The organism is Nonomuraea sp. NPDC004702, assembly GCF_053601695.1.
Genome location: NZ_JBSGCE010000023.1, coordinates 68009 through 90010, shown reverse-complemented (window position 1 = coordinate 90010; position 22002 = coordinate 68009). Strand labels below are relative to the sequence as shown.

The following is a 22002-nucleotide window of genomic DNA, read 5'->3' as shown; positions in this document are numbered from 1 at the left end:
TCCGCATTCCCGGGCGGCTTTATTCGGTCGCGCCATAATGCGCCACCAACCGGCGTTCCAGAATCAGGAAAACCTGATTGAGCAGATAACCCAGAACCCCGAGCACGGTGACGGCCGCCCACATGCCCGGCAGGTCGAAGGAACGCTGGGCGGCGCGCAATCGGAAACCGACGCCGTCGGTGGCGAAGAATTCGGCGATCACCATGAGGATCAGCGCGAGCGACAGGCTGAGCCGCAGCCCGGCGAGGATCTTCGGGGCCGCCGAGGGCAGCACGACGCGCAGCAGGCGCTGCCCGGCCGACAGCCTGAAGGCCCGCGCGGTGTCCAGGTGCAGCCGGTCCACGTCGCGGGCGCCGTCGGCGGCGTTGACCAGCACCGGCCAGACGATGCCGCACGCGATGGTCATGACCTGCATGAGCGTGCCGGTCGAGAACAGCGCCAGGAACACCGGCAGCAGCGCGGGCGGCGGCAGCGCCCGGCAGAACTGCACCGCCGGGTCCACGAACCTCGACAGCAGCGGCGAGCGGCCCATGGCGACCCCGGCCGCCACGCCCAGCACGCCGGCCAGCACCCAGCCGGTCAGCAGCCGGCCCAGGCTGTGGGAGAGGTCGTCCAGGGCCGTCCGGCTGATCCACAGCTCGCGCAGGCGCAGCGCGATCGTGGACGGCGGCGGGAAGTAAGGGTTGCCCGCCGCCCTGGTGGCCGGCTCCCATACGGCCACGACGACGGGCACGGCCCACAGCCGCGCCACGGATCTGATCATCGTGCCGCTCCCGTCAGCGTCGTGTGCCAGCGCAGCAGCCGCCGGAAGGCGTGGGCGAGCAGGGCGTTGGTGAGCAGGCCGAGCGCGCCGGCCCACAGGGTGGCGGCGATGGTCAGCCGCAGGCCGTCCGGGCTGCTCTCGGCCACGATGATGAAGTGGCCGATGCCGCTGGTGCCGGCCAGCAGCTCGGTGCTGACGGCCAGGATCAGGGCGATGGCCGCGGCCACCCGCACGCCGGTCGCCACGAAGGGGGCCGCGCTCGGCAGGCTGACCCGCCACAGGACGGCCGGCGGGCCGAAGCCGAAGGCCCGCATCGTCTCCTTCGCCAGCGGGTCGACCTCGCGCAGCCCGTACATGGTGTTGAGCAGGACGGGCCAGGTGGCGGCGTACACGATCATCGCGACCTCCGTCTCCAGGCGGCCGGTGAAGACGAACGCGGCCAGGGGGATGAGCGCCACCGAGGGGATGGGCCGCAGGAACTCCAGCACGGGCCGCAGGGCCCGCTCGACCGGCGGCAGGTTGCCCAGCAGCAGCCCGGCGGGCACGGCCACCGCCACGGCGGTCAGCAGCCCGAGCGCCCACGCGCCGCAGGTGGCCAGCACGTCGGCCAGGAAGGCGGGGTCGGCGGCGAGCCCGGCGGCGGTGGCCAGGACCGCCGAGGCGAGCGGCAGCTCCAGCTGGGAGACGAGCCCGAGGCGGCCGGCCGCCTCGGCGGCGCACAGCAGCGCGACGGTGCCCGTCACACCGCACACGGCGGCGCTGTCGAAGGGGCGGGAGGGGATCAGGCGCACGGCGACGCCTCGGCGCCGGGGGAGTGGGGCGGCAATTTATCGGCTCTCCGGAACATCGGTCCGGCCATTCGTCACCGCGGCGGGCCGGAAGGCGGGCAGAGAGGAACGGAAGTCACAGTAACCGAGCCGCGCGTTTCCGCCCGGCCGGGAAAACTCCGGTCCCGGAAAGCCCACTGGGTCCGGGCGTCACATTCCGTAGGCTCGCGCCATTTCGGCCCGCCTGATAATCCGCATATTCCGGCCGGGTTCAGCGTCCGTAGAGTTCGAGTTCGCTGAGCATGCTGCAGGAGTCGCCGATCTCGGCGTCGCAGTCGTCCGTCGGCTCGGTGACGACCATGACGTGCGCGCCGGTGCGGGCCACCGTGTGGTAGCGCATGGCGTAGTCGGTCCGGTCCTCGACGGTGACGACGGGCTCGCCCCAGGAGCGGCCGTCGGCGGAGACGTACACGCGGGCGCCGGCCGCGTGCCCGGGGCGCAGGGCGAGGCCGATCCGGTTGATCGCGTACGGGCGGTCGAGGTGCAGGACGTACCGGCCGGGGCCGGCGGCGACGGCGCCGGACCAGTAGTCGGTGCTGCCGTCGAAGGCGCCCGACGGGCCGGTGCGCGGCCGGCCGGGGCGGGTCCAGCGCATGTCGGTCTCGACCTTGAGCGCGCCGCGGCGGTACAGGGCGGCCAGGTCGAGCAGGTCGGGGCCGGGGGGCGTGACGGTGTACAGGCGGCGCTTGATCGCGTACCAGCCGCCGTTCTCGAACTTGCCGTGGGCCGGGCAGGCCGTCTCGTTGAGCAGCCCGTCGGGGCGCACGCCGGGCAGCTTGCAGTTGTCGAACACCTGGATCAGCCGGTGCGGGCCGACCGCGGCCACGGCGGTGTAGCCCGAGGAGCCGTGCACGTCCCGCACGCCGTCGCTGTTGCGGTACGTCACCGTCTGCTGCCGCCACTCCTCGCCGATCCCGTCGGGGGCGATCGCCAGCCAGTTGTGCGGACGCCCGGCGCTGAGCACGAGCACGCCGTCCGGCATCAGCAGCAGCCGCGGCGCCACGCCGCGCACCAGGCAGTCCTGGCCGTCGATGCGCAGCGGCCGGACCGGCGACCAGGTGCGGCCGCCGTCGGAGGAGCGGCTCTGGTGCAGCGTGGAGGGCGGCTCGCCGTCCCTGCGCAGCACCGCCAGCAGGGAGCCGTCGAGCGTCTGGGCCAGGGCGGTCTCGTTGTGGACGAACGGCCCTTGGGGCGGGGCGATCACGCCGCGCCTGGCGAACGTGCGGCCGCCGTCGTCGCTGGCGAACACCTCCGCCTGGTAGGCCTCGGTGTCGCCCTGGCGGATGTAGGCCGTGAACAGGATCGTGCCGTCGGCGAGCTGGATCGGCAGGCCGTGTGCGGCCCCGCCGGAGGCGCCGGCGTCCGGCGAGGAGACCGTGGCCTCCCAGCGCACCCAGCTCTCGTCGTGCGCCGAGGTGGAGGACAGCACGCCCAGCTTGGCGGTGCCCGGTCCGGAGCGCCGCAGGTAGTACTCCAGGGCCAGCAGCCGGCCGTCGCGCAGCTCGATCGGCGCCTCCCGCAGCGGCGTGCGGTTGCTCGGCCCGAACGTGACGCCGCCGTCGTCGGAGGTCGCCGACTCGCTGGAGAGGGTCACGACCTTGTCCACGTTGGTGGCGTAGGTGACCAGGAGCTTCCTGACCGGAGCGCCGTCACGGCCCACCGTGTCCAGCGCCGCCACGCTCGGGAACCCGGCGAAGTCGAGCCGCTGCTCCGACGACGGCTCGCGCTCGGCGGGCGTCGGGTACGGGTAGATCCACCGCGGTGAGACATCAGTGTCGATCAGGTAAGGCCCCTCCGGAACCGACTTGCCGGTGAACTCCGGCATACGGCAGAACGTCTCGCCGGCGTGCGTGACCCCATGGGCCGCGGGCAGCCCGGCGGCCAGGAACACCGCCGCCAGCGCGGCTCTGGGCATCGCCACCGGGGACTCCTTCCTCTCGTGGCCGCTCGCGGGCGGCCGCCTCGCGACGGGCGAGGCCATGCCTTGTCTCTGCCCCCTCAGGCCCCTTGTTTCACCTGCGTCCCAGGGTTGCCAACCGTGCGTCCGATAGGTATTCGTTAAGTGTCAGTTGACAGCGACCGGCTGCGACCCGAGGATCAGAGCTGCAGGATTAAGTGTCAATTTACGCAGGAGGGACCTTCGGGTCTGGAGGTGGCCTCAGATGAGCATCGAGCCCAGGGCGCGAGTCGCCCCCGAGCGCGTGCCGCCGGTCTGGGCGGCGGACCCGGCGCCGGTGGCGCCGGAGACGGCGGCGCAGCAGAAGGTCGTCCAGCGCATCTGCGCCAGGGTGGCACCCGAAGGGGTCGAGGTCGGCGTCGGCGAGCTGCCCCCCGGCGGCCTGCAGGTGTGGATCGACGCCCCCGTCCACGTCGACCCCCGCGAGGCATGGGTGCTCCACCACCGCATGGCCCGCGAGGTCAGCCTCGTCGGCTGGCACTGCGAGGCCGACAGCGACCGGCTGCTGGTGCTCGGCTGGAGCGCCGCCTGCCTGCACAACCGCATCAGGCTGCTGCAGAGCGGGCTGAAGCGGCTGTCCGACTTCGAGCACACCGCGCAGCGGGCCGTGCAACTGGAGGGCGAGGACCCGCGGGGCCGCACCGCGGCCGACGTCGCCGCCGCGACCCGCGCCGCCGTCGAGCGGCGGCTGCGCTGGCCGGCCCGGCTGGCCGAGCTCGACGGGTTCGACCGCAGCTCCGGCCTGTCCCACCTGCAACTGCTCCTGGCCCAGGTGGTCGGGCTGGAGTCGAAGGTGGCCGCGGCCTGCGAAGAGCACCTGATCATGGCCCGCGCCCTCGCGTGGTCCGTCTGCGAGCACTACGCCGCCCACGGCGACCTGCCCAGGGCGCAGCGCGAGGTGCTGGCCGAGACCCGCCGGTGGGTGCACGCCAGCTCGATCATCCGCGGCACGGCCGCCGTGCGTCCGGCCGGCGCGCCCCGTCCGCACATGGGGCTGACCGAGCGCCGGATCGCCGCCAGCGTCATCAACCACGGCGTGCCGAGGGCGACCCCCACGGCCGTCATCCCCCGCTCCGGCCACCAGGAGAGCACGTGACGACCCACGTGCCGCTCCACGGGCGGCAGCACGCACAACCCGTACGAACCCTGTAGGAGAGCTCCCGTCATGCGAACCCCACCGCATCTGCCCGCGCTCGTCCGGCACGAGTCGTCCGACACCGGACGCACCCGCGCCCGCCGCCACCCCTACGGCCCGCACGACGTGCCCGCACAGGCCGCCCCGCGCGGCTCACTCGACTTCCCCGCCCCCGCCGCCGTCCCGCCCGCGCCCTACGAGGCGCTCACCGAGCAGCGGCTGCGTGAGATCAGGGAGATGTCCACCCAGGCCATCGGCTCCATCGACGACCTCCTCCAGCACACCGCCTGACGTGTTTTCGCATCCCCCGAGGAGAGCCATGCAGGGACTATCGCGAGTGGATCTGCGGCCGCGTGACGTGGGCGCCCACCGACCGCGTTCGCTGGCGGGCACCGAGACCCCGCACACCCTGGACGAGGTACGCGCCCTCGTCCGCCGGGCCATGGTGAGCAAGAGCCGCCTCTACCCGGTCAGCACCGGCAGGAACTGGGGCATGGGCTCCGCGCTGCCGGTCACCGAGGACAACGTCGTCGTCGACCTCAGCCGGATGAACCGCATCCGCGGCCTCGACCTGGAGGCCGGCTACGCCGTCATCGAGCCCGGCGTGACCCAGGCCCAGCTCGCCGAGGCGCTGCGGGACACGCCGTGGATGCTCAACGTCACCGCCTCCTGCGCCGACACCTCGGTCATCGGCAACGCCCTCGAACGCGGCGACGGCTGCTTCCGCTCCCGGGTCCAGGACGTGGCCGGCATCGAGGCCGTGCTCGCCGACGGCAGCGTGATCACCACCGGCGGGCTCGACCCCACCGGCGTCTACCACGGCCGGGTCGCCGGGCCCGACCTGACGGCCGCGTTCGTCCAGCACAACCTGGGCGTCGTCACCGCCATGGCCGTCTCGCTGGTGCCGCGCCCGGAGACGATCGGGCTCGTGCACGCGCGCATCCGGCGCGAGCAGGTCGGCGCCGCGATCGGCGCGATGACCGGGTTCCTGCGCCGCGGCAACCCGGCAGGCGGGCTCATGCGGCTCCGCGAGCTCGCCCTCGCGCCCGGCCGCGACGGCGGCTGGCTGCTGCCGGCGGGCGTGGACACCGGCAAGTTCACCGTCCTCGGGCCGCTGCTCGGCACCGGCGCCACCGTCGAGCTGGCCGAGGAGATGCTGCGCAAGGCGCTCATCGAGGTCGAGGGCGGCGAGACGCTGCGCGTGCTCGACGCCGCCGCGGTCGGCCCCGACGACCCGCTCTACACCAGGGCTCTCACCGCCCAGGGCATCCCGACCTGCCAGGGCGTGCGCAACGCGCTCGGCGTCACCTCCTGCGACCAGATCGACGCCGGCGGCATGGGCTTCCTCGTGCTGCTGCCGCTGATGCCGCTGCACGCCACGAGGACCGAGCGCATCCTCGACGCCCTGCAGACCGCCGTCGACACCCACGGCATCGCCCTCATGGTGGAGTGGAACCTGGTCAGCCCGCACATGGCCAACGCCGTCATCCAGATCTTCTTCGACCGGGCCGACGCCGACGCCGCCCACCGCGCCCACCAGCTGCGCAACGACGCGAGCTGCCTGCTGCGCGGCAACGGCTGCGCCATCTACCGCTCCGACATCGACCACGCCGCCGCCGACGTCTGGTCCGAGACCAGCACCGCCAGCCTCGGCATGCTCCACCGGCTCAAGACCGCTCTCGACCCGGACGGCCTGCTCTCTCCCGGCCGTTACGGCGCCTGACCCCCCGAACCACCCCGCGCCGGTCGCACCCACCGCAGTGTGCCGGCCGGCGGGGAACCTGAGGCTTTCTTGCGAGGAGGACCGAGTGCGTGAGACACCAGTGGCCGTCAGAGCAACCGGCGTGACCCGCCGTCACGCCGTGATGCTGCGGCTGGTCGGCGCGGGCGTGATGCTGACCGTGATGGCCGACACCACGGCCACCACCCTGGCCGTCGGCGTGCTGCGTTACACCCCCGCGGGCGCCGGCATGCCGCTGGGCGACCTGGTCTGGCTGACCAGCGCCGCCTTCATCCCGATCGCGGCGCTGCTGGCCACGGCCGGCCGCTGGGCCGACCTGTTCGGCCGCCGCCGGGTGCTGGCGTTCGGGCTGGTGGTCTTCGTGGCCGGCGGGATCGCCACCGTGGCCGCGTCGTCCTGGTCGTTCGTGCTGGCCGCGCGGGCGGTGCAGGGCGCGGGCGCGGCGGCGATGATCCCGGCCAGCCTCGGGCTGCTGCTCGGCGAGCTGCCCGAGTCGCAGCGCCGGGGCGCGATCGCGCTGTGGAGCTCGGCCTCCGGGCTCGGCTGCCTGCTCATGCAGGCCGGCGGCGGCTGGCTGGCCGCCACCGTCGACTGGCGCGCCCTGTTCGTGCCCGACGTCGTCATGGGCGTCGCGCTGCTGATCGCCTGCGCCGCGCTCCCGTCCGGCAGGCGCGCCGCGGCCAAGGGCGTGCCGGACGTGCTGGGCGCCTGGCTGCTGGCCGCCGGGATCGCGGTGATCGTGCTGGCCATCTCCAAGGCCATGGCCTGGGGCATGGACGTCGTGTGGCTGGCCGTCGCGGCCCTGGCGCTGCTCGGCGGCGCGCTGGCCCAGGCCAGGCACCACCGCCTGCCGGCCATCGACCTGGCGTTGTGGCGGCAGCGCAAGTTCGTCTGGGGCTGGCTGGCCACCTGGTTCTTCGGCGCCCTGTCCTACGGGCTGCTCACCGTGCAGCCGCTGTACCTGCTGCACCTCGGCTACCCGATGCTGGAGGTGGCGATGTGGCTGACGCCCACCTCGGTGGCCGTCGTCGTCACCAGCTACCTGGCCGGCAAGCTGCTCAAGCACATCGGCGCGTACGGCCTGATCTACGCCGGCTCCCTGCTCTGCGGCGGCGCGTGCGTGCTGGTGCTGACCCAGTCAGGGCCGACGGTGTGGGGCCTGATCGCCAGCGTCGTGGTCGGCATGGGCGTCGGCGCGCTGGCGCCCGGCACCTCCGTGGCCACCACCCTGGCCGCCCGCCCCAGCCAGTACGCCTCCGCCGTCGGCGCGGCCACCATGGCGCGCATGGTCGGCGGGGCCGTCGGCATCGCCGTGGTGTCCCTCGTCATCGACCACCCGTTCATCCTGACCGGCCCGCTGGCCGGGCTGGCCGGCGCGCTCGCCATGTGCGTGGCCATCTCGGTGTTCATCGGGGCCATCGCACTCACCAAGATCACCCGGCTGCGGACCGACCCGGGCGACGACATGATCAAGGTGCCGCGCCGGCTGCTGCTGGAGCTGCGCATGACCCTCGCCACCGTCGCGGCGGAGGCCGACGCGCTGCTGCCTGTCGAGACCCGCACGACCCCCAGGGATCACATCCCGAGGCCCCGGGCGGCAGAGAGCTCGGAGACCTACGGAACCACGCACGTCTAGTACAACCTCAAGAAGGGCTCTCGTCATGGCAACCACCTCGTGCGACGTGGCCATCGTCGGCGCCGGGCTCGGCGGCTGTTTCCTCGCACTGCTGCTGCGCCGCCGCGGGCAGCGCGTCGTCGTCATCGAGCAGGGACCTTCGATCCCCAGCGCGGGCGCCGACTTCCTCAAGCCCCCCGGCCTGCGGGTGCTGGCCCGCCACGGGCTGGCCGAGCTCGTCGAGCGCCACGGCCTGCGGCGCGACCTCATCCGCTACTACCACGACGGCGAGCCGATCAGGGAGTGCCGCTTCCCCGACGGGGGCTTCCTCATCCGCCCCTACCGCGAGCTGGTCGAGCTCATCTACGCCTGCTGCGCGATGGAGGGCGTCGAGTTCTGCTTCGACGCCGCCATCGAGCACGTCGAGCGCGAGGGCGACCGCATCGAGCTGCTGACGCTGTCCGACGGCAGCCGGCTGCGCGCCGACGTGGTCGTGGGCGCCGACGGCACCAAGTCGGCCGTGCGCCGGGCGCTCGACATCGACCAGGTCACCATGCCCTACGACCGGCTGCTGATGCGGGTGGCCACCGTGCCGCTGAGCGCCAGCGTCGCCCAGCTCAACCGGCTCTACTTCAGCTCCGGCGGCTGGCTCGCCTACCTGTACCCGCTCGACAAGGACCAGGCCAGAGTGTTCGTCGGCCTGCCCCCCGAGCAGGACGACGAGGTCTTCGGCCGGGGCGCCGCCGGCCTGCCCGACATGCTGAAGGGCTTCGTCACCGACAGCACCGACGCCTTCGCCTCCCTGCAGGCCGCCGCCTGGCAGCCGATCAGGGTCTCGTCGCTGCGGGTGGGGGCGTACCACAGGGGCAACGCCGCGCTGCTCGGCTCGGCCGCCTTCGCCTGCCACCCGATGACCGGCATGGGCATGAGCTACACCCTGTACGACGCCGAGATCCTGGCCGACGTCATCTCCGCGGCCGGCGGCGACCTGCCGCTGCTCGACAAGCTGCTCCAGGCCCGCTACGAGCCGCGCCGGCAGGCGCACCGGCAGCTCATCGACTACGGCGACGCCCTGGCCGCCACGTTCCACGACCGGCGGGCGTACCTGCGGGCCTTCCGCGCCGACCTGCACATCTACGGCGACGAGGCGGCGCCCCGCACCGCTCCCGCGCTGCAGCCGATCTGACCCCGCCGCCCTCCGGGAGGCCCCGGCGCGCCCGCCTCAGATCCGTGCGGGCGGGGCGGCCGGGCCCCGGTAGGGCAGGGTCTGGCTGTAGACGATGCTGGTCGTGGTGCTGCCGAACCGGGCCAGCTCGTCGATGACGCGTTCGAGGTGAGGCATCGAGCCGGCCGCCACCTTCAGCGTGTAGCAGTCCTCGCCGGTGGTGCGCAGGCATTCGAGGATCTCCGGGCGCTCGCCGAGCAGGCGGCGCAGCGGCTCGTGCCGGCTGCCGGGATACTTCAGCCGCACGACGGCCAGCACGCCGAACCCGACCTTGCCCAGATCGACCTCCGCCCGGTAGCCGGCGATGACGCCCAGCGCCTCCAGCCGCCTGACCCGCTCGGTCGTCGCCGAGGCGCTGAGGTTGACCCGGCGGCCCAGCTCGGTCAGCGGCAGCCGGCCCTCCCGCTGCAGCTCCGCCAGGATCGCCCAGTCGGTGTCGTCGAGATCCTCGGCCATCCGGCGAATATACCGGCAGATCCACGGCGATCCCCGCCGCACACCGTGAGCGGGGCCTTCAGCCCGGGGGGACGGCCTGGATAGCCTTCGGTGTCATGAGAATCGGCGTGAACGTACCGAACTTCGGGCCCGGCACAGACCCGGCCACGCTGCGGCGATGGGCGCAGACCGTCGAGGGCCTCGGCTACGACCTGCTGATGATCTCCGACCACGTCGCGATCACCCCCGACGTCGCCCAGCAGTACCCGGGTCCCTTCTACGAGCCGTTCACCACGCTCTCCTGGCTGGCCGGGATCACCACGCGGGTCAGGCTCGGCACCTCGGTGCTCATCGTGCCGTACCGGCATCCGCTGGTGATGGCCCGGATGGCGGCCAACCTCGACCGGTTCAGCGGCGGCCGGCTGGTGCTCGGCGTGGGCATCGGCTGGGCGCGGCAGGAGTTCGACGCGCTCGGGGTGCCGTTCGAGCGGCGCGGACGACTGACCGACGACCACCTGCTGGCCATGCGCGCCGCCTGGTCCGCCGCCGACGACTACCGCGCCGGGCCCATCCCGTTCTGGGTCGGCGGCAACGGCGAGGCCGGCCTGCGCCGCGCCGTACGGCTGGGCCAGGCGTGGCACCCCCTGCGCAACACCCTGCCCTGGCTGCGCGAGGCCGCCGGGCGGCTGGCGGACGTGGCCGGCGAGCTCGGCCGCCCGGTGCCCGCGTTCGCGCCCCGCATCCTGCTGCGGCTGACCGCCGAGCCGGTCACCGGCCCCGGCCGCCACGCCGGGGAGGGCACCCTCGACCAGATCCTGGCCGACCTCGACGCGCTGCGGCAGCTGGGCGCCGACACCGTCGTGCTCGACCCGTTCGCCGGCGACCCCGCCGAGACGCTGCACCCCCAGACGGCCTGGCACGCGCTCGCCGCCGTGGCCGGCCACTGGGACCTCGAATCCCGCGACCTGTCCAAGGAGGACGACGATGACCCCCGATGACGAGACCCTGCTGCGCCGGGCCATCGAGCTGGCCGCCCGCGCCCGCGCGAACGGCGAGGCCCCCTTCGGCTCGCTGCTGGCCGGCCCCGGCGGCGAGGTGCTGGCCGAGGAGCACAACACGGTCCTCGGCGACCGCGACATCTCCGCCCACCCGGAGCTGAAGCTGGCCCGCTGGGCCGCCCGCGAGCTGACCCCGGAGGCCGCGGCCGCCACCACCATGTACACCAGCTGCCAGCCGTGCGGCATGTGCGCGGGCGCCATCGAACGCTCCGGCCTCGGCCGCGTGGTGTACGCCCTGTCGAACGAGCAGCTCGCCGGCCTCAAGACCGGCCCCGGCTGGCCGCACGTCCCGCAGGAGGGCCCGGCCCTGTACGCCGAGGCCAGCGCCCCGCTGGAGGGCTACTACCGCTGACCCGCGCGGCCCCGCCGGGGGCCGCCGATGGTAGTGCCTGCCCCACCATCAGGACGGGTGACAGCGGGGGTCCGCCGGAAGGCCGCCGCCGCGATGCTGAGGAGTGTTCACGCCCGCCTCACCAGCATCGGAGAGAGCCTTGACCGTGGTGGAAACCCCTCGCGCCGCGCCCCGGGGGAGCGACTTCGCGCAGCTGTCGCGCCGCATCGCCCAGGCGGGGCTGATGGAGCGGCGGCCCGCCTACTACGCGATCAGGATCGGCCTGGTGGCCGCCCTGTTCGCCGGAGGGTGGACGCTGTTCGCCGCGGTCGGCGACTCCTGGGGGCAGCTCGGCGTCGCGGCGCTGCTGGCCGTCGCCTTCGCCCAGGTCACGCTGCTGGCCCACGACCTGGCGCACGGCCAGGTGTTCCGGTCGCGGCGGCGCAGCAGGATCGCCGGGCTGGTGGTCGGCAACCTGACCGTCGGGCTCAGCTACGGCTGGTGGATGGACAAGCACACCCGCCACCACGCCAACCCCAACCACGAGGACCACGACCCCGACGTCGCGCCCGACATCCTCATCTGGTCGCGGCGGCAGGCCGAGGCCAGCCGCGGGCTGCCCCGCTTCATCGGCAGGTGGCAGGCGTTCCTGTTCTTCCCCCTGCTCACGCTGGAGGGCCTGAACCTGAAGGTGGCCGGCTTCCGCGCCCTGCGCAGGGTGAAGGGCGGACGAACCGAGGGGCTGCTGCTCGTCGCGCACAACCTGGCCTACCTCGCGGGGGTGTTCGCGGTGCTGCCGCCCGGCAAGGCGCTCGCCTTCCTCGCCGTCCACCAGGCCTGCTACGGCGTGTACCTGGGCTGCACGTTCGCGCCCAACCACAAGGGCATGCCGGTGCTCACCGCCGAGGACTCCCTGGACTTCCTCCGCCGCCAGGTGCTGACCTCCAGGAACGTGCGCGGCGGCCGGCTGATGAACGTCGCGCTCGGCGGCCTCAACTACCAGATCGAGCACCACCTGTTCCCCGGCATGCCCTCGGCCAACCTGCGCCGCGCCCGGCCCGTCGTGCGCGAGTACTGCCGCGAGCTCGGCGTCGCGTACGTCGAGTGCGGGCTCGTCGAGTCGTGGGCCCAGGCCATGCGGCACCTGCACGACGTCGGGGCGCCGCTGCGCGCCCCTCAGGAGGTGACCACCAGCTCCAGGCCCTCCTGATCCTCCCGGATCTCATGGCCGGCCCCGGCCAGGACCATCCGCAGCGCGAGCAGGACCGCGGTGCGGATGGTCGCGTACTTCGCCAGGTGGGCGGCGGTGTCGGCGCCGGCCGGACCCCAGACGACCACCACGCCGCGGGACGGATCGAGCCAGACGGTGAGCCCCCCGTCGACCGGCAGCAGGGACGGTTCGACGTTGAAACCCGCGTCGGTCAGCTCCCGCCGGACCACCAGTTCCAGATCCGGCCCATCGCCTCGGGCGAAGTCCATCAGAGTCAGCTGCCCCCGCGCGGACACGCCGAACGCGCCGCCTGGTAAGTGTGGCGGTTGTGTAAGGATGGCGGCTGTGACCGCCGCGTCAGTCTGGCTGCGTCTGTCGCGGGCCGTCGTGTTCGCGACGGTCTGCGGCTTGGTGTCCGCGGCGGGGCACCTGCTGGCCGGTGGCGGGGCCGTCCCGCTCTGGGGCGGCGCGCTCGGGGTGCTGGCCGCCCTCGCCGCCGCGCTCACGATCAACGGCCGCGAGCGCGGCCCCGCGGCGATCCTGGCCGCCACCACGCTCACCCAGCTCGTGCTGCACCAGCTCTTCGAACGCCTCGCGCCCGCCACGGGCGCCGCCGCCGGGCACGGCCATCCCGCGCCCGCCATGGCGCTGGTCCACCTCACCGTGGCCGCGCTGACGGCCTGGTGGCTGCACCGCGGCGAGCGCGCGCTGTGGCTCATGATCCGCCTGTCCGCCGCGCCGCCCCCGATCCTCGGGCCGCTGATGCTCGCGCCGGTCGAGGCGCCGATCCCGCCGCGCCGCCCCGACGGGCGCGCTCCGGCGTACGCCGACGTCCCCACTCCGATGGGCAGGACCGCCTGCCGCACGGTCACCCGGCGAGGACCACCCCGGCGGCTCCGCCTCCGCTGAAGTCCCGCGTCCGGTTCAGGACGCGTCCCCGTCCGTGCTCTTCCGTGCTCTTCCGTGCCCGGACGGCGCCCCGGCGCCGGTCCGGCCGTCCGCATCCGGAGTTCCCATGAAACCCTCCTGGCCCTTCCGCCTGGCCGCGCTCGCCTGCGCGGCCCTCCTGGCGCTGCTGCCGTCCACCGCGGCGCTCGCCCACGACACGCTCAAGAGCAGCTCACCGGCCAAGAACGCGCAGTTGTCCGCGATCGAGCGGATCGAGCTGGAGTTCAACGCCCACGTCCAGTTCCCCTTCGTCGTGCTGCACGACGCGGCGGGCAAGGCCGTCGAGGTCGGCAAGCCCCGCGTCGAGGGGCCCAAGGTGTTCGCCGAGGTGCCCCGGCAGCCCGCGCCCGGTTCGTACGTGATCGCCTGGCGTGTCGTGTCCTCCGACGGCCATCCGATCGAGGGCGAAATCCCGTTCGTCATGAAAGGATCTACTTCTCAACCGGCAGCGGCGCCCTCGCCCGTCGAGGAACGGCCCGCCGCGACGGGCGTCCCCGGCTGGATCTGGGGCGGGCTGGCGGTGCTCGTCGTGCTGGGCGCGGTCCTCCTGATCAGGGGCGCGCGCCGCGGCCCTGACCGGGAGGACGTGGATGCTGGTTGAGCGGGCCAGGCAGCTCGCGCGGCAGTGGGTGCTCGACGAGGGCGCCCGCCTGCCCGGGTTCGAAGGGGCGTTCCTGACCGGGTCCGCGCTGTGGGCGGCCCCGGGCACGGAGCTCGGCCCCACGTCCGACGTGGACGTGATGGTGCTCGCCGACCCGCCGCCCGCGATCGGCAAGTTCCGCTACGAGGGCGTCCTGCTGGAGGTCTCCGGCATCGCCCGCATCGGCTCCACCCACGAGGTGCTGAGCGACTACCACCTGGCCGGCAGCTTCCACCTGCCCAGCGTGCTGGCCGACCCGACCGGGCGGCTCGGCGAGATCCAGCGCCTGGTGGCCCGCGACTTCGCCGAACGACCCTGGATCATCGCCCGCTGCACGCAGGCGATGGACCGGGTGCGCGGCTGGATCAACTCCATGGACGAGAACGCGCCCGTCCCCGAGCAGGTGGCGTCCTGGCTGTTCGGCACGGGCGTGACCACGCACGTCCTGCTGGTCGCCGGGCTGCGCAACCCGACCGTGCGCCGCCGGTACGCCGCCGTGCGCGAGCTGCTGGCCGGGCACGGCCGGCTCGACTGGCACGAGCACCTGCTCGAACTGCTGGGCTGCGCGCGGATGACCCCGCAGCGGGTGGAGCGGCACCTGGCGGCCCTGGAGGCGGTCTTCGACGCGACCGCCGGGCTGGAGGCGCCGTCCTACCGCTTCACCTCCGACATCACGCCGCAGGCGCGTCCGATCGCCATCGACGGCAGCCGCGAGCTCGTCGCCGCCGGGCTCCACCGGGAGGCGGTGTTCTGGCTGGTCGCCACGTACGCGCGCTGCCTGGACAAACGCGCCGCCGCCGGCGCGCCGGCCGGGTACGAGGAGGGCTTCCAGGAGCTGCTGGCCGACCTCGGCGCCGAGACGTTCGCCGACCGGCGCCGCCGCGGCGACCACGTGCTGGCCGCCCTGCCCAGCCTGTGGCAGACGGCCATGGCGCTGTGCTGACGGGCCGCCATGGCGCTGTGCTGACGGCCCCCGGGGCCGCGCGCCTCAGGTCCGGCGCAGCGAGCGGGTCAGACCGGCGGCGATCGTCGTGGCCAGCACCCAGCCGGCCATGATGAGCCCCCAGGCCAGCCACTGCGCGCCGCCCTGCGGGTTGTAGGCCTTCTCCTGCCCGAGGTCGATGATCGGCAGCAGCAGGTCGAGGGTGTAGACCAGCGCGTGGAACGGCGGCGCCTCGCCCGGCTTCAACGGCGGCGGCACGTCGAGCCCGAACACGACCGTGCCCGCGGCCAGCAGCGCGGCCAGCCAGGCCGCCGCGCGCAGGGGGCGGAAGCCGTAGCCGACGGTGGCGTCCTGGAGGTGGCCCCAGAAGCGGGCGTACCCGGGGAGCGCGGCGCGGCGTCGCCGCTGGCCGGCCAGCAGCGTCTCGCGGGCGTCGGCGTCGGCGCCGAGCCGCCGGTACATCGCGGCCAGCTGCTCGTAGGCGCCCGGCAGGTAACCGTCGGGGTCGGCACGCAGCCAGCGCAGCCGCCCGGCGGCCGGCAGCATGGGGTCGAGCACCTCGTACGACAGCCCGTCCATGCGCATCGCCCGCGGCCACCCGGCGGGGTCGTCACGCAGGACGCCGATCCGCGCGTACCGTAACTCCACCACCCCCTCGACCGGCGCGGCCGTGCGCAGCGCCAGCTCGCGGGCCTCCAGCCGCCAGCACTTCAGCGCCACCTCGCCGGGCGCCGACAGGGTGGCGTCGTCGAGGCACAGGCGGCTGCCGACCTGGGCGCTGGTCAGCCTGATCCGGCCGCGGGCGGAGAAGCCGTCGCAGAGGTTGAGCACCTTGCCCACCGACAGGCCGTTGGCCGACAGCGCGGCCCCGCCGGGGTTGACCAGGGTCGCGCCCTCGAAGTGCGCCGGTCCGGTGACCGTGGCGTCGAGCAGGCTGAACTCGCCCTCGGCGCGCAGCCCCCGCCAGGCCAGCAGCGAGCCGTTCACGGTGAGGCCGTCGGCGGCGACCACCACGCCGCCCGGGGCGCTCAGCCGCGCGCCCTCCAGGCCGAGGGTGCCGCCGATGACCGAGCGGTTGAGGCGCACCTGCCCCTCGGCCGTCAGCCCGGCCAGGAAGAGCCTCGCCTCGGCGTTGAGCCCGGTGGCGCGCAGCGCGAGCCCGCCCGGCCGCCGGATGCGCGAGCCGCGTAACGTGAGCGGGCCGGACACGCGGGCGAACCGCAGGCTGACCTCGCCGTCGGCCTCCACGTCCCGCGCGAACAGCCCGACCTGGACGATCACGTTGGACGCCTCCAGGGCCGTGCCGCCCGGCGCGTTGAGGCGGGCGCCGTCCAGCTCGATCGCGCCGCCGATCCGGGCGGAGGCCAGGACGAGCGTGCCGTCGCAGGCGAAGCCGTCCTGGGCGCGCAGGTGACCGGCCACGTCGAGGTGCTCGCCGTTGAGCGCCGTGCCCGCCGGATGGCTCAGGCGGGCGCAGTTGAGCACGAGGTTGCCGCTGATCCGGCCGCCGGGCAGCCGCAGCTCGCCGGTGACGTGGCTGCCCGCCAGCCGCAGGTTGCCCTCGACCTGGACGTTCGAGGCGGTCAGGCCGGGCAGCCGCGAGCCGCTGAAGCTGAGGAAGCGGGTGCGGGCGTGGTAGAGGTCGGGGGCGGCGTCGAAGGCGCAGCCCTGGAAGGTGACGGGGAAGGGGAGCTCGGCGAACGCCAGGTTGAGCGCGCCGGTGATCCGCGCCCCGGCCAGGATCAGCCGGGGTTTGGCGGCGGGCTCGTCGAACCCGCCGAGCAGCAGCCCGGCCAGCACCTCGCCCCGGACCGTGCGGCCGGGATCCCAGGACGCGGCCGCGGCCGGGTCGTCGGCGGCGGGGTCGCCGGTGCGCAGGTCGACGGCGCGGCCGTGGGCGAGCGCGGCGGCCACGGCCCGCTCGGCGTCGTTGAGATCGGCGTTCGGCACACCGCCATCATCGCCGACCCGCCGCCGGAGCGGACCTCAAGGCCCGGCGCCTCAGGAACGGACCTCCAGGCCGGCGCTCAGGAGCGGACCTCCAGGCCCAGTGCCTCGGCGACGACCGTGGCCTGGAAGGGGTCGATGACCGCCTTCTTGAGCGTGACCGTGTGCGGGTCGAGCGTGCTCAGGTCGCTGCCGCGCAGGTCACAGCCGGTGAGGTCGGCGCCGTGCAGCCAGGCCCCCGACAGGTCGGCCCGGCGCAGCTCGGCCCCGGCGAGCCGGGCCCCGGTCAGGTCGGCCTCGCGCAGCCGGACGCCGTGGAAGGCGCTGCCGCGCAGGTCGGCGCCGGGCAGCCCGGTGTAGGACCAGTCGCCGCCGTCGACCTTCAGCAGCCCGAAGGTGCAGCCGTCGAACATGCTGCCGGTCAGCTTGCACCCCCTGAACGTGGCGTCGAACAGGGAGCACCGGCTGAACAGGCAGTTGAGGAAGCGCGCGTCCTCGTGGGTGGAGACGTTGAGCCGCACGTTCCTGAACGTGCACTCCTCGAACGACGCCCCCTGGTCGACCAGCTCGGTCAGGTCGACGCCCTGGAACAGGACCCGGTGGAAGGTCTCACCGGCGATCTCCGTCCTGTCCCAGTCGTCGGCGTGGATCGTCGTCTCGATCGGGGGCGCGGGGACCCCGTGCTTACGGTCGGCCATGCGAACAAACTAGCGGATCACGCCTTGTTCGCGATGGCCGTGATGAGCGGCTGGACGAGCTTGGCCGCCAGCGGCCCGAACGCCGCCAGGATCAGCACGTACGCCGCCGCCAGGGCCCCGAGGTCGGGATGGGCCCCGGCGCCCACCGCCAGGCCCGCGATGACGATGTTGAACTCGCCGCGCGGGATGAGGGCGATGCCCGCCCGTGCCTGACCGGCCTTGCCGATGCCCGCCCGTCTGGCCGCGTACGCGCCCGTCAGGAGCTTGGTCACCATGCTCACCAGCGCCAGCAGCGCGGCCAGCCCCGCCACCGGCAGGATCTTCGCCGGATCGGTCTGCAACCCGAAGAAGACGAAGAACACCGCCGCGAACAGGTCGCGCAGCGGCGCGAGCAGCGCCTGCGCGTCGTGCGCGAGCTGCCCCGACAGCGCGATCCCGACCAGGAACGCGCCGACCGCCGCCGACACCTGCAGCTGCTGGGCCAGCCCGGCCACCAGCAGCGCCAGCCCGACCACCTTCAGCAGCAGCACCTCGGAGTTGGGGCTCGACACGAACGCCTCGATGAAGCGCCCGAAGCGCAGCGCCACGACGAGCACGACGCTCACCGTGCCGAGCGCGATGCCGACCGAGATCGCCCCGCTGACCAGGCTCAGGCCCGCCAGCAAGGTGGTGAGGACCGGCAGGTAGACCGCCATGGTCAGGTCCTCGAACACCAGCAGGGACAGCACCGTCGGCGTCTCCCTGTTACCGATCCAGCCCAGATCGGACAGCACCTTGGCGGTGATGCCGGAGGAGGTGGCGTAGGTGACGCCCGCCATGGCCACCGCCGCGACCGGCCCCCAGCCCAGCAGCAAGGCGCAGATCGCGCCGGGGGCGGCGTTCAGCACGAGGTCGACGATGCCGGCCCGCGCGTTGCTCGTGAGGCTGGTGACCAGTTCGTCGGCGTTGTACTCCAGGCCGAGCGTCAGCAGCAGCAGGACGACGCCCAGTTCCGCGCCGACCGAGATGAACTCCTCGCTGGTCGCCAGCGGCAGCACGCCGCCCGTGCCGAACGCCAGACCGGCGATGAGGTAGAGCGGGATCGGTGAGATGCCGACGCGCAGCGCGAGCGCGCCCAGAACCCCCAGACCCAGAAGAACAGCACCGAACTCGAGAAAGATGACCGCGGTTTCGTGCACCCGCGGTCCTACCCGTCAGCCAGGATGCCGGCGACGTCCGCGGTGCTGTCCGCGCTCCCCACCACGACCACGACGTCGCCCTCGCGGAAGACGAAGTCGGGGCCGGGGCTGGCGAACACCTGGCCGCCGCGGACCACGGCGACGATGGAGGCGCTGGTACGGGTCCTGACCCGGGCCTCGCCCATGGCGCGCCCGGCGTAGGGGGAGCCGGACGGGATGGGGAGCTGGACGCTGACCAGGCCCTCGACCTGCTGGTGCAGCTGGTTGAGCCGCTGCACGATGCGGGGGGCGCCGAGGAGCTCGGCCAGGGCGTCGGCCTCCTCGTCGTTCAGCTTGACCGTCTGACAGGCGCGGTCGGGGTCGTCCTTGTCGTAGATCACCAGGTCGCGACGGCCGGTGCGGTGCGAGACGATGCCTACCCGCTGGCCGGCGCGGGTGGTGAAATCGTGCCGAAGCCCGATGCCCGGCAACGCTGTCTGCTCAACCTCCACCTATCCCACCCATCCCAAAAAATATGCATATTTCTGGACAACACTACCAACGGTCTCCGCCCGCTTGACCTCCTCGTATCCCGCCCTCGCCTGCCGTCCGGCGCTCTCCGGCCGCCCGCGGCGGCACCCGTCCGGCCCGCCGGGAACGGGCGGCGCGGGCGGGACGCGGGTGGGAAGATGCCGGGGACGTTGCCGCGGGAGAGGCGAGACGAAGCGATGCCGACCACTTCCTCCATCCGGCTGCTGCTCGTGGAGGACCACGCGATGGTGGCCGAGGCCATCGGCCTGGCGCTCGGCCGGGCGCCCGGCATCGAGGTCGTGGCGCAGGCGGGCACGGTCGCCGCCGCACTCGCCGCGGCCGCCCGCCGCCGGCCCGACGTCGTGGTGCTCGACCGGCGGCTGCCCGACGGCGACGGCGTCGAGGCGATCAGCCGGTTCGCGGCGGTCGCGCCCGGGGCCCGGGTGCTGGTGCTGACCGGCGAGGCCACCGCCTCGGTCGCCGCGCGGGTGGTGGAGGCGGGCGGGGCGGGCCTGCTGGTGAAGTCGTCCAGGCTGGAGGAGCTGGAGTCGGCGGTGCGCGAGGTGGCCGCCGGCGGCGTGGTGTTCGCGCCCGGCCTGCTGCCCGGCGTGCTCGACCGCCTGACCGGCCGGGTGCGGAGCCCGGGTGCGGCGCTGACCGCGCGCGAGCGCGAGACGCTGCGGCTGCTGGCCGAAGGGGCGAGCACGGACGAGATCGGCGCGCGGCTCGGCGTGGCCCGCAACACCGCGCGCAACCACGTCCAGCACGTCCTGGAGAAGCTCGGGGCCCGGTCCAAGCTGGAGGCCGTGGCCGTCGCGCGCAGGGAAGGGCTGCTCGACTGACGCAGACGCACCAGACGGCGCCCCTCATCCGCACCGGTAGAGGTGGTTCCACTGCGTCTCGTGATCAGTCCTGTACTGCCCGACAGTAGGAGGATGGGCAGTTTCGCTGCGCCGTACCAGGTGGACACCCAGCTGCCGGAAGAGATGGGCAGCATCACCGCGGCCCGACAGAGAGCACGTGAGGTGCTGGCCGCGTGCGGCTACCGCGGGCGCCGCGAGGACGTCCTGCTCGTGGTCTCCGAGCTGGTGACCAACGCGCTCGTGCACGGCGACGGCCCGCCCGCCTTACGCATCCGCTGCACCCCCGCCCACGTGCGGATCGAGGTGCGCGACTGCGGCCACCGCCTGCCCGAGCCGCGCGAGCCCGGTCCGGACAACGGCTGGGGCCTGCACGTCATCGAGCTGCTGTCCACCGGCTGGGGCGTCTCCCGCGCCGAGGGGGCCGGCGAAGGCGGCAAGGTGGTGTGGTGCGAGCTGGCGCCGCACGTCGTCGCGCCCGCCCAGGAGCGCTCCAGGGCATGATCGAGTTTCGGTCTGCCGCCGGGCCGTGCGAAGCTGCAGTATGCCCGGTCAAGACAGGCAGTCAGAGGACATCCAGCTGCTCGTCCGCAGCGTCGTCGACTACTCGATCTGTCTCCTCGACCCCGCGGGCCATGTGACCAGCTGGAACGCCGGCGCCGAGCGCATCAAGGGCTACCGCGCCGAGGAGATCATCGGCCGCCACTTCTCGGTGTTCTACCCGCCCGAGGACGTCACGGCCGGTCGTCCGGAACAACTGCTGGGCCGCGCGGCGGCGGCCGGCCGGGTGGCCGACGAGGGCTGGCGCGTCCGCAAGGACGGCGCCCGGTTCTGGGCGCGCGTGGTCATCACCGCCCTGCGCGACGAGCGGGGCCTGCTGCGCGGGTTCGGCAAGGTCACCGGCGACCTGACCGAGCGCCGCCTGGCCGAGCAGGCGATGCGCGACAGCGAGGAGCGCTTCCGCCTGCTGGTCCAGAACGTCGTCGACTACGCCATCTTCATGCTCGACGCCCAGGGCCGGATCGTCAGCTGGAACGCCGGCGCCGAGCGCATCAAGGGCTACCGCGCCGAGGAGATCATCGGCCGCCACTTCTCGGTCTTCTACCCGCCCGAGGACGTCGCGGCCGGCAAACCCGCCATGGAGCTGGAGGTCGCCGTCGCCGACGGCCGGTGGGAGGAGGAGGGCTGGCGCGTCCGCAAGGACGGCACCAGGTTCTGGGCCAGCGTGGTCATCACCGCCCTGCACGACGACCGCGGCGAGCTGCGCGGGTTCGGCAAGGTCACCCGCGACCTGACCGAGCGCCGCAACGTGGCCCGCGCCCTCGACGAACGCGGCATGCTGCTGGCCCACCTGGTCCGCGCCCAGGAGGTCGAACGCCGGCGCATCGCCTACGACGTGCACGACGACACGATCCAGTCCATGGTCGCCGTCGGCATGCGCCTGCGCGCGATGGAGCGCGGCCTCGCCGGTGAGCGGGCCGCCGAGGTGCGCGGCATCGGCGAGGCCGTCGAGGCCGCCGTCGCCCGCCTGCGCGACCTGACCTTCGAGCTGCGCCCGCCGGCCCTCGACGAGGAGGGCCTGGTCGAGGGCCTGGCCGGCTACCTGCGGCAGGTGACGGCCGGCACCGGCCTGTCGTTCGAGATCGACCACCGCCTCGACGCCGACCCGCCGCCCGAGGCCGCCGTCACCATCTTCCGGATCTGCCAGGAGGCGATCACCAACGTGCGCAAGCACGCCCGCGCCACCTCCATCAGGCTCTCGCTGGTCTCGCTCGACCGCGGCGTGCACGTGCGCGTCGCCGACGACGGCACCGGGCTGCCGCCGGACGCCGAGGGGCCGCTGCGCCACTTCGGCCTGATCGAGATGCGCGAACGGGCCGAGATCGCGGGCGGCTGGTGGAGCCTGACCGACCGGCCGGGGGCCGGGACCACCGTGGACTTCTGGGTCCCGGCCGTCCCCCACGCCTGACCGCAGCGGCGC

The 22002-nt window shown here is 73.8% G+C and carries 23 protein-coding genes; 14 read left to right on the top strand and 9 right to left on the bottom strand.

The window, feature by feature from the left end; all coding sequences use genetic code 11:
• Positions 1-19: 19 nt before the first annotated feature.
• From ACWEJ6_RS27040 to ACWEJ6_RS27030, 3 genes are all read right to left on the bottom strand, one after another.
• Positions 20-763, bottom strand: a complete 744-nt coding sequence (locus ACWEJ6_RS27040; RefSeq protein ID WP_452427140.1) for an ABC transporter permease — start codon at positions 761-763, stop codon at positions 20-22.
• Entirely contained in the window at positions 760-1554 is a 795-nt protein-coding gene (locus tag ACWEJ6_RS27035) for an ABC transporter permease (RefSeq protein ID WP_452427138.1), read from the bottom strand. Before ACWEJ6_RS27035 ends, ACWEJ6_RS27040 begins: the two co-directional genes overlap by 4 nt.
• Before the next feature lie 247 nt (positions 1555-1801).
• Entirely contained in the window at positions 1802-3505 is a 1704-nt protein-coding gene (locus ACWEJ6_RS27030) for an exo-alpha-sialidase (protein WP_452427230.1), read from the bottom strand.
• A 247-nt stretch (positions 3506-3752) separates the two neighbouring features.
• On the opposite strand from ACWEJ6_RS27030, the gene ACWEJ6_RS27025 reads away from it, so the two are divergent.
• From ACWEJ6_RS27025 to ACWEJ6_RS27005, 5 genes are all read left to right on the top strand, one after another.
• On the top strand, positions 3753-4643 hold the full coding sequence (locus ACWEJ6_RS27025; protein WP_387669467.1) for a hypothetical protein: 891 nt from the start codon (positions 3753-3755) through the stop codon (positions 4641-4643).
• Positions 4644-4712: 69 nt separating this feature from the next.
• Positions 4713-4973, top strand: a complete 261-nt coding sequence (locus ACWEJ6_RS27020; RefSeq protein WP_452427136.1) for a hypothetical protein — start codon at positions 4713-4715, stop codon at positions 4971-4973.
• 46 nt (positions 4974-5019) lie between these two features.
• Positions 5020-6405: an FAD-binding oxidoreductase gene (locus ACWEJ6_RS27015; protein WP_452427135.1), complete on the top strand. Its 1386-nt coding sequence runs from the start codon at positions 5020-5022 to the stop codon at positions 6403-6405.
• 85 nt (positions 6406-6490) lie between these two features.
• Positions 6491-8059, top strand: coding sequence for an MFS transporter (locus ACWEJ6_RS27010; RefSeq protein WP_358286251.1), 1569 nt, complete (start codon positions 6491-6493; stop codon positions 8057-8059).
• Positions 8060-8084: 25 nt separating this feature from the next.
• Positions 8085-9224: an FAD-dependent monooxygenase gene (locus ACWEJ6_RS27005; RefSeq protein WP_358286253.1), complete on the top strand. Its 1140-nt coding sequence runs from the start codon at positions 8085-8087 to the stop codon at positions 9222-9224.
• A gap of 36 nt (positions 9225-9260) precedes the next feature.
• On the opposite strand, the gene ACWEJ6_RS27000 is transcribed toward ACWEJ6_RS27005, so the two are convergent.
• Entirely contained in the window at positions 9261-9719 is a 459-nt protein-coding gene (locus ACWEJ6_RS27000; protein WP_387669459.1) for an Lrp/AsnC family transcriptional regulator, read from the bottom strand.
• A gap of 95 nt (positions 9720-9814) precedes the next feature.
• Here ACWEJ6_RS27000 and ACWEJ6_RS26995 point away from each other — a divergent pair, with 95 nt between their 5' ends.
• The 3 genes from ACWEJ6_RS26995 to ACWEJ6_RS26985 all read left to right on the top strand — a co-directional run bounded on the left by ACWEJ6_RS26995 (position 9815) and on the right by ACWEJ6_RS26985 (position 12297).
• The gene (locus ACWEJ6_RS26995; protein ID WP_452427132.1) at positions 9815-10696 is read left to right on the top strand and encodes an LLM class flavin-dependent oxidoreductase; all 882 of its coding nucleotides are present in this window, start codon (positions 9815-9817) and stop codon (positions 10694-10696) included.
• A complete protein-coding gene (locus ACWEJ6_RS26990) occupies positions 10683-11108 on the top strand; it encodes a nucleoside deaminase (protein ID WP_357976749.1) in 426 nt (141 codons plus the stop codon). The genes ACWEJ6_RS26995 and ACWEJ6_RS26990 overlap by 14 nt, the downstream gene beginning before the upstream one ends.
• Before the next feature lie 223 nt (positions 11109-11331).
• Positions 11332-12297: a fatty acid desaturase family protein gene (locus tag ACWEJ6_RS26985; RefSeq protein WP_452427228.1), complete on the top strand. Its 966-nt coding sequence runs from the start codon at positions 11332-11334 to the stop codon at positions 12295-12297.
• Here the strand turns inward: ACWEJ6_RS26985 and ACWEJ6_RS26980 are convergent.
• Positions 12264-12566 (bottom strand): hypothetical protein, encoded by a 303-nt coding sequence (locus ACWEJ6_RS26980; protein WP_387669453.1) that lies wholly within the window; start codon positions 12564-12566, stop codon positions 12264-12266. The genes ACWEJ6_RS26985 and ACWEJ6_RS26980 overlap by 34 nt on opposite strands.
• A gap of 76 nt (positions 12567-12642) precedes the next feature.
• On the opposite strand from ACWEJ6_RS26980, the gene ACWEJ6_RS26975 reads away from it, so the two are divergent.
• The 3 genes from ACWEJ6_RS26975 to ACWEJ6_RS26965 all read left to right on the top strand — a co-directional run bounded on the left by ACWEJ6_RS26975 (position 12643) and on the right by ACWEJ6_RS26965 (position 14828).
• Positions 12643-13206, top strand: a complete 564-nt coding sequence (locus tag ACWEJ6_RS26975) for a hypothetical protein (protein WP_452427129.1) — start codon at positions 12643-12645, stop codon at positions 13204-13206.
• Positions 13207-13312: 106 nt separating this feature from the next.
• Positions 13313-13846, top strand: coding sequence for a copper resistance protein CopC (locus ACWEJ6_RS26970; protein WP_397156337.1), 534 nt, complete (start codon positions 13313-13315; stop codon positions 13844-13846).
• Positions 13836-14828, top strand: coding sequence for a hypothetical protein (locus ACWEJ6_RS26965; RefSeq protein WP_387669449.1), 993 nt, complete (start codon positions 13836-13838; stop codon positions 14826-14828). The genes ACWEJ6_RS26970 and ACWEJ6_RS26965 overlap by 11 nt, the downstream gene beginning before the upstream one ends.
• Positions 14829-14873: 45 nt before the next feature.
• Here the strand turns inward: ACWEJ6_RS26965 and ACWEJ6_RS26960 are convergent, their stop codons facing one another.
• The 4 genes from ACWEJ6_RS26960 to ACWEJ6_RS26945 all read right to left on the bottom strand — a co-directional run bounded on the left by ACWEJ6_RS26960 (position 14874) and on the right by ACWEJ6_RS26945 (position 19142).
• Positions 14874-16778, bottom strand: a complete 1905-nt coding sequence (locus ACWEJ6_RS26960; RefSeq protein ID WP_452427126.1) for a hypothetical protein — start codon at positions 16776-16778, stop codon at positions 14874-14876.
• Positions 16779-16855: 77 nt separating this feature from the next.
• Positions 16856-17473: a pentapeptide repeat-containing protein gene (locus ACWEJ6_RS26955; RefSeq protein ID WP_352351136.1), complete on the bottom strand. Its 618-nt coding sequence runs from the start codon at positions 17471-17473 to the stop codon at positions 16856-16858.
• A 17-nt stretch (positions 17474-17490) separates the two neighbouring features.
• The gene (locus ACWEJ6_RS26950) at positions 17491-18651 is read right to left on the bottom strand and encodes a cation:proton antiporter (RefSeq protein WP_358286270.1); all 1161 of its coding nucleotides are present in this window, start codon (positions 18649-18651) and stop codon (positions 17491-17493) included.
• Between the two features lie 8 nt (positions 18652-18659).
• The gene (locus ACWEJ6_RS26945; RefSeq protein WP_358286272.1) at positions 18660-19142 is read right to left on the bottom strand and encodes a cation:proton antiporter regulatory subunit; all 483 of its coding nucleotides are present in this window, start codon (positions 19140-19142) and stop codon (positions 18660-18662) included.
• 216 nt (positions 19143-19358) lie between these two features.
• On the opposite strand from ACWEJ6_RS26945, the gene ACWEJ6_RS26940 reads away from it, so the two are divergent.
• From ACWEJ6_RS26940 to ACWEJ6_RS26930, 3 genes are all read left to right on the top strand, one after another.
• Positions 19359-20003: a response regulator transcription factor gene (locus ACWEJ6_RS26940; RefSeq protein ID WP_358286274.1), complete on the top strand. Its 645-nt coding sequence runs from the start codon at positions 19359-19361 to the stop codon at positions 20001-20003.
• 93 nt (positions 20004-20096) lie between these two features.
• Positions 20097-20525 (top strand): ATP-binding protein, encoded by a 429-nt coding sequence (locus ACWEJ6_RS26935; RefSeq protein WP_452427123.1) that lies wholly within the window; start codon positions 20097-20099, stop codon positions 20523-20525.
• 40 nt (positions 20526-20565) lie between these two features.
• On the top strand, positions 20566-21990 hold the full coding sequence (locus ACWEJ6_RS26930; RefSeq protein WP_452427121.1) for a PAS domain-containing sensor histidine kinase: 1425 nt from the start codon (positions 20566-20568) through the stop codon (positions 21988-21990).
• Positions 21991-22002 lie beyond the last annotated feature (12 nt).